The organism is Nocardia puris (assembly GCF_036051655.1).
Lineage (GTDB): Bacteria > Actinomycetota > Actinomycetes > Mycobacteriales > Mycobacteriaceae > Nocardia > Nocardia puris.
In genome coordinates, this window is record NZ_CP107943.1 from 3769699 (window position 1) to 3780340 (window position 10642).

General features: G+C 70.0%; 10 protein-coding genes. 5 read left to right on the plus strand and 5 right to left on the minus strand.

The genetic code is table 11. The annotated features are described in order from the left end of the window. Positions 1-20: 20 nt before the first annotated feature. Complete coding sequence (locus OHB21_RS17230) at positions 21-884, minus strand: alpha/beta fold hydrolase (protein ID WP_195126218.1); 864 nt, start codon at positions 882-884, stop codon at positions 21-23. A gap of 87 nt (positions 885-971) precedes the next feature. Continuing rightward, a complete protein-coding gene (locus tag OHB21_RS17235; protein WP_195126219.1) occupies positions 972-2636 on the minus strand; it encodes a class I adenylate-forming enzyme family protein in 1665 nt (554 codons plus the stop codon). A 294-nt stretch (positions 2637-2930) separates the two neighbouring features. On the opposite strand from OHB21_RS17235, the gene OHB21_RS17240 reads away from it, so the two are divergent. After that, positions 2931-3701: a DUF6319 family protein gene (locus OHB21_RS17240; protein WP_195126220.1), complete on the plus strand. Its 771-nt coding sequence runs from the start codon at positions 2931-2933 to the stop codon at positions 3699-3701. 4 nt (positions 3702-3705) lie between these two features. Here the strand turns inward: OHB21_RS17240 and OHB21_RS17245 are convergent, their stop codons facing one another. The 3 genes from OHB21_RS17245 to OHB21_RS17255 are packed head-to-tail and all read right to left on the minus strand — an operon-like array spanning position 3706 to position 6388. Next, a complete protein-coding gene (locus OHB21_RS17245; RefSeq protein WP_195126221.1) occupies positions 3706-5232 on the minus strand; it encodes a GGDEF domain-containing protein in 1527 nt (508 codons plus the stop codon). After that, positions 5232-5801: a hypothetical protein gene (locus tag OHB21_RS17250; RefSeq protein WP_067514048.1), complete on the minus strand. Its 570-nt coding sequence runs from the start codon at positions 5799-5801 to the stop codon at positions 5232-5234. Before OHB21_RS17250 ends, OHB21_RS17245 begins: the two co-directional genes overlap by 1 nt. After that, positions 5798-6388 (minus strand): pyruvoyl-dependent arginine decarboxylase, encoded by a 591-nt coding sequence (locus OHB21_RS17255; RefSeq protein WP_195126222.1) that lies wholly within the window; start codon positions 6386-6388, stop codon positions 5798-5800. The genes OHB21_RS17250 and OHB21_RS17255 overlap by 4 nt, the downstream gene beginning before the upstream one ends. Before the next feature lie 137 nt (positions 6389-6525). Between OHB21_RS17255 and galK the strand changes: the two genes are divergently transcribed. The 4 genes from galK (at position 6526) to OHB21_RS17275 (ending at position 10641) form a co-directional block, all read left to right on the plus strand. Further along, positions 6526-7671 carry a galactokinase gene (gene galK / locus OHB21_RS17260; RefSeq protein WP_228791721.1) on the plus strand — a complete coding sequence of 382 codons (1146 nt, stop codon included), beginning with the start codon at positions 6526-6528 and terminating at the stop codon, positions 7669-7671. 214 nt (positions 7672-7885) lie between these two features. Next, a complete protein-coding gene (locus OHB21_RS17265) occupies positions 7886-9559 on the plus strand; it encodes a sodium:solute symporter family protein (protein WP_113975405.1) in 1674 nt (557 codons plus the stop codon). Positions 9560-9571: 12 nt separating this feature from the next. After that, a complete protein-coding gene (locus tag OHB21_RS17270; protein ID WP_195126223.1) occupies positions 9572-9835 on the plus strand; it encodes a hypothetical protein in 264 nt (87 codons plus the stop codon). Between the two features lie 557 nt (positions 9836-10392). Further along, the gene (locus OHB21_RS17275; RefSeq protein ID WP_170160848.1) at positions 10393-10641 is read left to right on the plus strand and encodes an acyl carrier protein; all 249 of its coding nucleotides are present in this window, start codon (positions 10393-10395) and stop codon (positions 10639-10641) included. Position 10642 lies beyond the last annotated feature (1 nt).

A 10642-nucleotide genomic window follows, 5' to 3' on the forward strand; every position in this document is an offset into this window, starting at 1 on the left:
TTCGCGCTGGTCAGGGCGGTTCAGCCGGTGGCGTGCGACCGCCCGCCGCGATACGGGCGCACTGCGGGATCGGTGAGGAAATCGGTGATCGCCGTCGTCACCGCGTCCGGGTCCTCCACCATGGGCAGGTGCCCGCAATCGGCCAGCACCACGCTGGATCGCGGCCGCAACGTCCGGTCCAGCACCGCGCCCGCCGACGCCGACAGGATGCGGTTCTGCTTGCCCCAGATCGTGCAGATCGGCGGGAAATCCGGGCCGGGCGTGAACTCGTCCAGCACCCGGTACGCCGGGAATCCCTGCACCAGGCCGTGCAGCGCTTGCAGCCGCCCCGGATCACCCCAGTGCGCCCCCAGCCGCCGCGAATGCCGCAATCCGAGCCTGCGCCCCCGCGACCCGAGCTGATTCGCCACGATCAGCGACACCACCTGGTCGGGCAGCGCGATCCGCCGGGCCAGCGGCCCCAGCGGGAGCATGCCGTCCAGCCAGGCCAGCGGCGCCTGCTGTCCGCGCCGCACGGTGTTGCGGGTGAGCGGGCTGATCAACACCAGCGCCCGCACGGCCGACGGATGCGCCATCGCGTAGGCGAGAGAGGTGGCGCTGCCCAGGCAGTTGCCCACCAGCACCACCTCGCGCAACTCGTGCGCGTCGAGGAACGCGCCGAGCATGCGCGCGTAGTCGGAGAGTTCATACCCGCTCGCCGGCCGGTCGGATTCGCCGTAGCCGGGCAGGTCGAGCGCGAACACCTCGTGCCGGTGCCGCAGCGCCGCCACCTGGTCGTCCCAGATATGCCGCTGCGCTCCGGCGTTGTGCAGGAACACGATCGGCGGCCCGCTGCCCGCCCGGTCGTAGACAACCTTGCGGCCCTGGTGCGCGAAAATCGCCACGTCGCCTCCTTGCGAGTGGACACGCGTGCGGTGTGCGACGCCTTGGTCCCAAGGTAGACCGCGCACCTGCCGCGGTCGAGACCTGGATCACACCGGGTGCGCCAGCGCGTCGGCGATCCCGGCGCGCACCACCTTGCCGGTGGCGTTGCGCGCCAGCGGTTCCGTGGTGAGCCGCCACCGCGCGGGCACCTTGTAATAGGCCAGCCGTTCGCGCGCGAAGTCGCGCAGCTCGTCGGCACCGACGGTTTCGTCGGAGACCACGACCAGCGCCGCGACGGCCTGCCCGAGATCGTCGTCGGGCACGCCGACCACCGCGCTCTCGCGCACCGCCGGGTGCTCGTCGAGGACCTGTTCGATCTCGGTCGGATAGACGTTCTCGCCACCGCGCAGGATCAGATCCGAACGCCGGCCCGACAGCCGCAGCCTGCCGTCCTCGAGCACCCCGATATCGCCGGTGCGCAGCCGGCGGTCCGGGGTGAGGGCCGCCGCCGTGGCGGCCGGATCGTTCCAATACCCCAGCATCACATAGGGACTGCGCACCCAGATCTCGCCTTCGACGCCCTCGCCGACGGGTTCGCCCATTTCGTCGCGAATCTCCAGGCTCACCCCGATCACCGGCCGCCCGACCGTGTCGGGGAACGCGGCGAGTTCGGCGGGCGTGGCGAGGGTGGCGGCCGTGCCGCATTCGGTCATGCCGTAGCTGGTGACCAGCGCCGTGCGCGCGACGGGCAACTGCTCGCGCAACCGCTGCTGGAGCGCGGCCGAGGACGGCGCCGAGTTGAGCGAGAACGCCGCCAGCGAGGACAGGTCGTAGCCGGCGAGATCCGCCTCCAGCATGCGCACCGCCATCGTCGGCATGGCGCCCCAGTTGGTGACGCGCTCGCGCTCGATGAGCCGCAGCACCCGGTCGGCGGCGAACGCGCCCGCGTAGAGCACGGCGGTGTCGCCGGTCGCCATGCGCGGCAGCACCAGGTTGTGCAGGCTCGCGATGTGGAACAGCGGGGAGGTGAGCAGGAAGCGGCGGCCCTTGGGCGCGCCGTCGTCCGCGCCGCCGGTGAACGCGGCGGCCATCGCGTCGTTGAAGCGGTGATAATCGATGACCGCCAAGAGATTTCGGTGCGAGTGCACCGCGCCCTTCGGCCGTCCGCTGGTGCCGCTGGTGTAGAGGATGACGGCGGGATCGTCCTCGGCCACGGGTGTCTCGGGCAGCTCGCTGCCGGCGAATTCGCCGATCAGCGCGGGGATGTCGGTCTCCATGGTGAGCACGGGCACGGCGATGTCGCCGGCGAGTTCCGCGCGCTTGCGATCGGCGATCAGGACCGAGGGCTCGGTGTGCGCGAGTCCGTACTCGATCTCGCGCGGCGCCCACCACGCGTTGTAGCCCACGGCGATCGCGCCGAGGCACTGCGCGGCCCAGAACGCCACCACCCACTCCGGGGTGTTCGCCGCGAGGATGCCGATCCGATCGCCCTTGCCCACGCCGTACCGGTCGCGCAGCGCGGTGGCGAGCGCCGCGACCTGCGCCGTGTGCTCGGCGTAGGTGATCCGCCGGTCCTCGGTGACCAGGAATTCGCGCTCGCCCAGCGCGGTGGCGCCGACCAGGATCTCCCGCAGGGCGCGCCGCCGGTTCCGGAACACCGGCAGCGGCGCGCCGAGCACGTCCTCGACCGCCATCTCGAACGCCCCGCCCGGCCCGGTGAGCCGCCCGGCCACCGCCGCGGCCATGGCGCGCATGTCCATGGAGTTCGTCATCTGTGGTTTTCCCTACTCGTCGTGCGCGAAACGCCCTCGCGCGCGGGGGTGGCGTCGGCCCCGTTCGGAGTGTGCCCGATCGGGCGGGCGCGGGGGAGCGGATCGGCGGATTGCCTGTCGCCGTGCGAGTTCCGGGGCAGAACCTTCGTGTGACCGGTGGTGTAGCTCGGAATTCGCTGTCTCGATACCGCCGTCGCGCACCCGCCCGATTTCCCGGCGCGGTGCGAACCTGTCGGTGGCGTGCGGCATCATCTGTGCACGCAGACATCCACGAAGACCGCTCGGAGTTGCACCATGCCGTCGCCACGAACCAAACCCAAGCCGTTGTCCGACACCGAGATCGAGCAGATCGCCACCGAGATCGCCGACGGCAGACCGCCCATGGTGTGGTTCACCGCGCACGCCGTGGGTGTCCCGGAGGGGCGCTCCGGCAAGGTGATCGCGCTCGGCGACCCGTCCGACGGCGACTTCCTGCAGGTGCGGCCCACCGGCTCCAAGGATGTACTGTCCTTTTCTCCGACCGAAGTGACGTTGACCAAGCCGTCGCGCGAGCGGCAGGCGACCACCCCATCCGGCCGGCCGAAGTCGACAACCAGGAAGGATTCCACCGTGACCCAGCCGTCGACCCAGACGAGCGCTCCCACCCCTGCCCCCACCCAGGCGCCGTCGGCTCCCGCCGCGAAACCCGTTGTGGCCCAGCGGGAAGCGAACGCCGCGCCGGTCGATCCCGCCAAACCGGCCGCCAAGCCCGCGGCGCCGGCGGCCAAGCCCGCGAAGGCTGCGGCCGCGCGCAAGGCGAAGGCGCCGGAGGTCACGGTCACCCTGTCGGGCACCGCCGAGGGCGAGTGGACGGTCGAGGTGGTCAGCGGCAAGAAGCGCTCGGTGCGCGGCCTGCCGGTGAACAGTTCTGCGGTGGCCCAGGCCGCGAAGCTGCTGCATCCCGAGGTCGCCGAGGTGGTGGCGAGTGTGCTGGAGGCCGCGCGCGGCGCGCAGCTGGCCAAAGTGGAGCAGTTGCAGGCCGAGCTCGAGCAGGCCAGGCGTTTGCTGGAAGAGCTGACGGACTGAGCGCTCAGACCGCGGTGCTGGAGGGCCAGGCCCGCCTGCCGGGTTCGGTGACGGCGCGGCGCGCGGCGCGCAGATCGTCGTGGAAGGCGTAGCCGAGCGCGTACTCCTTGGCGTGGTACATCGCCGAATCGGCGTCGCGCAACAGGTCGTAGACGGTCGCGCCGGTGTCCTCGCGGCCCACGCACGCGAGCCCGACGCTGGCGGTGATCGGCACTTCGCCCGCGCTCAGTTCGAACGGCCGGACGAAGGCGCCGAGTAGTCGTTCGGCCGTCACGGCGGCCTGGGCGCGGTCCAGCGGCGCGAGCACCACGAACTCGTCGCCGCCGTAGCGGGCGACGGCGTCGTCGCGGCGCACCACGCGCCGGATGCGGGAGGCGGCGTTGGCGATGAGTTCGTCGCCGACGGCGTGGCCGTAGCTGTCGTTGACCATCTTGAAGCCGTCCAGGTCGATGAACATCAGGCACAGCGGCTGGTCGCGCCAGTGCGGGTCGTCGCGGTCCAGCGCCCGCAGCAGCGCCGACCGGTTCAGCAGCCCGGTGAGCATGTCGTGGTCGGCCTGGTACTGGGCGCGCCGCTCGCTGCGGGTGCTGCGCTGGACGGCGCGCTCGCTGCGCACCAGCACGCCGACCAGCAGCAGCGCGAACAGCGAGGACACCACCACCCGGTCCACGGCGCCCAGGCTCGATCCCACCACCGGCACCAAGGACGCGACGATCAGCACCACCGCGATGAAGCTGGCCCGCCGGCGCGACCGATGCGGGTGGATGCGCCGCGGCGCGCCCAGCCCGGCCATGGTGGGGTGCAGCGCGGCGATGCCCAGCGCGGCGTACCCGATCAGCAGCGGCGTCATGAGCACTTCGTGGTCGAACCGCGCCGAGCCCGCGGCCTGCATGCTGTAGCCGAGATCGCCGATGAGCACGGCGATCATGGCCAGGTGCAGCAGCCGCAGCGAGGTCTCCGAGCGGGTGGAGGTGGCGATCGAATGCGCGACGAGCGTGAGCAGCAGCGCGTCCAGGATCGGGTAGGACGCGGCGATCACGGCGGCGCCACCGCCCGGCCGCGCGTGCAGGATGGGCGAGATGAGGAAGGTCCAGGAGGCGAGCAGCGCGCCGAGCCCGATCAGCGCGGAGTCGAGCAGCAGATCGAAACAGTGCTCGGCCTGGCGCGGGCGCAGCCAGAGCCAGGCGGCCACGCCGATGCCGAAGTAGCCGGTGAGGGTGAACACGTCGTCGAGCGGGCCCAGCGCGAAGCCGGAGTGGTCGCGCAGCGAGGCGCCCGCCGCGAACAGCACCGCCGAGATGGACAGCAGATACCAGGGCATCGGCCGGGGCGGGCGGTGCCGCCGCAGGCCGAATCCGATCATGCCCAGCGCCCCCACGACCACCACCAGCATGGTCAGCAGTGCCAGCGTGCGCGAACCCACCGCGAGCGGGAGCGCGATCAGCGCCGTCCACCCCCCGAGAAGCGCTGCGCACCAGAGGTTTCCGTGGAACGGTCGGCTGTGGTTCTGCTGCTCGGCACCCGGTGTCATCAGCCCCCCTCGGTCGCTCCGTCCCCGGTGAACCGCGCGGCGTAGTACGTCTGTGAATCCTCCACCGCGACTTCGACGTTCGTGTGCTCGTCGAGCACCGACCGGATGCCGTCGGCGAACGAGAGCTGAGTGTTGTTGTACGAACAGATGTCCCAGCCGACCGCGGCGCGTTCCGATACCAGTACCCGGACCACCGATTCGATCATGGCATGGAATGCCGCCCCCTGTCGGGCACTTGGTGCGACAAGGGTGAATCCCGCGTAGTAGATCGCGCCGCGCGCGGCGTGCTCGGGGTAGCGGGCCGCGAAGTACTCGGGGCTGATCCACGGCACGGTCTCGAGGTGCCTGGTCAGCGTGGTGAGCCCGATCGGTTCGCCGTCGGCGGTGCGGGCCACGTGCTTGTGCACGCGCGGGTCGACCATCTCCTCGCGGAACTCGTCGCGGTGCAGCACCTGGCGGGCGACCGCCTTGGCGCGCAGCGGGCCGAACGCCTCCTCGTAGAGGCGGTGGAAGCCCTCGATGCGGTCCTCGGGGATGGCCGTCTCGACCGTCACGTGCAGCTCGCTCATCGCGCACCCCACCCGGCGGTGTCGTAGGCGGCGAGCACCAGCGCGCACACCGGGTCGCCGGTGCTCTCGGCCTGGGTGACCGACAGGTGCACGGGCCCGAAGCGATGCGGTCGCGCGGCGGTCATATCGGCCAGGCTGGCGCGGATCATCCGTTCCACCTCGGCGGCGGTGGCGGCCTCGTGCTCCACGAAAAGCCCTGCGCCGGAGCGATCTTCGCGCAGCGCCCAGCCGATACCGGCGGCGGCGGTGCGGCCGGGGCCCTCGGCGTGGTGTGCGGCGTAGACGCAGTGCAGCCGGTCGCCCCACGGAATCGGTTTGCGGATCCGGGCGGTGCGTTCCAGGGTGGCGCGCGGCGGGATCACCGACGAAAGGCGGATCAAGTTCGCATCACCCACTCCCAGCTCACGCAGTGCCGCGTCGAAGGCGGACAGCGCTGTCGCACCCACCCCCGTCGCGGCGCCGATCTCGATCGTCAGTGGTGCCCCGTGCGAACGCCGGTCGTCACGCTCCGGCCTGCCGAGGGGCGGAAGTAGTCGATCGATCCACTGCAGCCCGAGCAGGCCGCTGCGTAGGGTCGTGTGAATCATAGTGCCCTCCGGAGAACGGCGGCCCAATTTGCAGGCCGCGATTGCTTCGAATTCGACTCTGCGGCACGAACGTGAATCGCGCACGCACAGTGGGCGAATGGCCGTCGCGGCGCGGCGTGTCTCGTAGCGTGTGGCGCATGAGCGAGCAGGGCGGCGTGACGAGCGAGGTGGCGATGCGGACGTGGGTGGCCCCGGGGCGGGTCAACATCATCGGTGAACACACCGACTATAACGACGGTTTCGCGCTCCCCATCGCGTTGCCGCTGGTCACACGCTGTGCCGCCGAGCCGGACGGCACCGGCCGGGTACGCGTCGAATCACGCCAGCGGCCCGGCGAATCGGTGGACGTGGCGCTCGGCGACCTCGCGCGGGTGCGCGCCGAACTGCCTTCCTGGGCGCGGTATCCGCTGGGTGTGGTCGCCGCGTTCGCCGGGCGCGGACACCGGATCACCGGGGTGTCCCTGGTGCTCGACGGCGCGGTGCCGATCGGCGCGGGCCTGTCCAGTTCGGCGGCGCTGTCGTGTTCGGTGGCGATAGCGGTGCGCGACCTGTTCGCCCCGGAGGTCTCCGACCGCGCGCTGATCGACCTGGCTCGCGCCGCCGAGAACGACTATGCGGGCGCGCCCACCGGCGTGCTCGACCAGTCGGCCGCCGTGCTGTGCACGCCGGGGCACGCGCTGCTGCTGGACGTGCGCGAGTTCCACGCGGGAACCGGTGGCTACGAACAGATTCCGTTCGACTTGGCCGCCGCCGGACTGGATCTCCTCGTGCTCGACACCGGCCGTCCGCACGCCCTCGTGGACGGCGGTTACGCGCGGCGGCGCGCGGAATGCGAAGCGGCCGCGACGGCCTTGGCGGTGCCCGCGCTGCGCGACGTGGACGCCGACGCGGTCGTCCGGCTCGAGGACCTGCTGCTGCGCAGGCGGGCGCGGCACGTGGTCACCGAGAACGCGCGCGTCCAGGAGGTCGCGGCGCTGTTGCGCGCGGGCGCCGACCCGCGCGGCATCGGTCCGATCCTGCTCGACGGGCACGCCTCGCTGCGCGACGATTTCGAGGTCTCGACCACCGCCTTGGACGTCGCCGTCGCGGCGGCGGCCGAGGCCGGAGCGCACGGCGCGCGCATGGTCGGCGGCGGTTTCGGCGGTAGTGCGATCGCCCTGGTCGACAGCGAAGACGCCGACGCGGTGGCGGGTGCGGTGCGAGAAGAGTTCGCCCGGCGCGGTTTCCTCAGGCCGCGCGTCTTCGCGGTGACGCCCGCGGCGGGCGCGCACCGCGAACCCTGAGCGCACGCGAGACGCGCTGAGCGACCGTCCAGGTCATATCCGCGATTGTGCCGCGCCGGTGCGGCACAATCACGCACAGTAGATACCGAGAGCTGGACCTCGAGCCCGACACCCGGTTGCCATCGCCAGGAGGGACGACGCTGTGCCGCTTGCCGATTCACCCCTGCTCCACTCCCTGCACCACGCCGCGGGACAGCCACTCGCCCAGTCCGGCCTGCGCCTGGACGCGGACCCCGTCGACTACGCGCTGGTAGCGGTCTATTTCGTCTTCGTGCTCGGCATCGGCCTGCTGGCCAAACGCCGGGTCTCGTCGAGCATCGACTTCTTCCTGTCCGGGCGGTCGCTGCCCGCCTGGGTGACCGGCCTGGCGTTCATCTCCGCCAACCTCGGCGCCGTCGAGATCATGGGCATGTCCGCCAACGGCGCCGAGTACGGCTTCCCGACCTTCCACTACTTCTGGATCGGCGCGATCCCGGCCATGCTGTTCCTCGGCGTGGTCATGATGCCGTTCTACTACGGCTCCAAGGTCCGTTCGGTGCCGGAATTCATGCGCAGGCGTTTCGGCACCGGCGCGCACCTGGTGAACGCGCTGAGTTTCGCCGTCGCGCAGATCCTCATCGCGGGCGTGAACCTCTACCTGCTCGGCACCATCCTCAACGTACTGCTGGGCTGGCCGCTGTGGGTGTCGGTGGTGGTGGCCGCGGTGATCGTGCTCTCCTACATCACCCTCGGCGGCCTGTCGGCGGCGATCTACAACGAGGTGCTCCAGTTCTTCGTCATCGTTGCGGCGCTGCTGCCGCTCACGCTGGTGGGCCTGCACAAGGTCGGCGGCTGGGACGGCCTGCGCGACAAGGTGACCGCCTCGCCCGGCGGCGCCGCGCAGCTGGAATCCTGGCCGGGCAACGAGCTGAGCGGGTTCGCCAACAACTTCCTCTCGGTGCTGGGCATCGTGTTCGGTCTCGGCTTCGTGCTCTCCTTCGGCTACTGGACGACGAACTTCGTCGAGGTCCAGCGCGCCATGGCCACGCACTCCATCTCCGCCGCGCGGCGCACGCCGATCATCGGCGCCTACCCGAAGATGTTCATCCCGCTGATCGTGGTGATCCCGGGCATGATCAGCGCGGTGCTGGTGCCGGAGATGGCCGAGTACAAGCAGGCGGTCACGGCCGACCCGGACTACAGCGGTGATGTCACCTACAACCAAGCGTTGCTGTACCTGATGAAGGACGTGTTGCCGAACGGGTTGCTGGGCATCGGCCTCGCGGGTCTGCTGGCCGCGTTCATGGCCGGTATGGCCGCGAACATCTCGGCGTTCAACACGGTCTTCAGCTTCGACCTGTGGCAGCAGTACGTGGTCAAGGACAAGCCCGACGGCTACTACCTGCGGATCGGCCGCCTGGCCACGGTCGGCGCGACGGTGGCCGCGATCTTCACGGCGTTCATCGCGGGCAACTTCAGCAACATGATGGACTACCTGCAAACGCTGTTCAGCTTCTTCAATGCGCCGCTGTTCGCCACGTTCATCCTCGGCATGTTCTGGAAACGGATGACGCCGACCGCGGGGTGGATGGGCCTGGTGGCCGGAACCGGTTCGGCCGTGCTGGTGTTCATCCTGCACGAGCTCGAGGTGTTCCAGTTGTCCGGGCAGGGCGCGAGTTTCGTGGCGGCGGGCGTCGCGTTCGTGGTCGACATCGTGGTGAGCGTCGTGGTCACCCAGGTGACCCAGCCCAAGCCCGCCGCCGAGTTGGTCGGCCTCGTCTACTCCGAGACGCCGAAGTCCGTGCGCACCGATCCGGACGCGGCCACCCTGCCCTGGTACCAGCGGCCGGTGCTGCTCGCCGGGATCGCGCTCGTGCTGGTCATCGCCCTGAACATCATTGTCGGATAAGGAAGTTCACCGATGCTCTTCGACATCCGCACCATCGTCGGCGCCCTGCTCGGCCTCTACGCCGTGGTCCTGGTCATCACCGGGCTCGTGCACGACACCGCCGCCGAGGAGGCCAAGACCGGCGGCATCAACGTCAACATCTGGGCGGGGCTGGGCATGGGCGCCGTGTCGGTGGCGTTCTTCGCCTGGGTGCTGCTGCGGCCGGTGGTGCCGACCGAACCGCCCGCCCGTTCGGACGACGAGAAGCGCGAGTCCGGCGATTCGTCCGGATTGTGATGGTTGATTCTTCGAGTGATGCGGGATTCGAGTACCGGACCGCGTCCGGTTTCGGATGCCGTCACTAACGATTGCGATGAAAGTCGTCACACTTCATCACGGGCGAAATCGTTTGCGGGCCGCCGGGGTCCGTCTCGGCGTGCCGCGCGGCCGCTGGCAATCGGCGGGCCAATAACGTACCTACCGGTCGGCTGGAAATCGCCGGACGCTGCGGTGAATGGGGGGTGAACAGGCGTGATCCGGGCCATTTCGGGAATTCCGGGCCCTGGCTCGAATTATTGGATTTTTCAACCACTTCACGGATTTGTCGCCGGGGAGCAATGCGTTCCGAAGTATCTCGTGCTACGCGACGAATCGAATCTGACACTGCTTAGATAGCTGAAAAATAGCTAACCGCCCCGGGGTGAACCGGCCCCCGATCCTGTCGTATTGCGTGCATCCGGCGCCTCCTGTAGTCCTGTGAAAACGCACGGCTCTCGCCGCTGAGGCTTGTGCGGTCGGATAAACGCCGGGCGCGTCGTCGCGCCGGTCCAGCGGAAATCGGAGGGTAAGTGGCTGTGGATTCGGATGTTGGCAACCGGGTGTGTGCGCTGTTCCGGCACGGCTTGCGGGTGCCCGACATCGATATCGACACCCCGCTGTTGGACTACGGACTCGATTCCGTGCGCTCGGCCGAACTCGTCATCGAAATCGAGCGCGAATTCGGCATCGAGATCAGCGACGAGGAAGCGGCGACGATGCACACGGCGCGGAATGTGATCGACTACGTGGCCGATAAGACCGGGCCCGCGAGGATCGGGGCGTAGC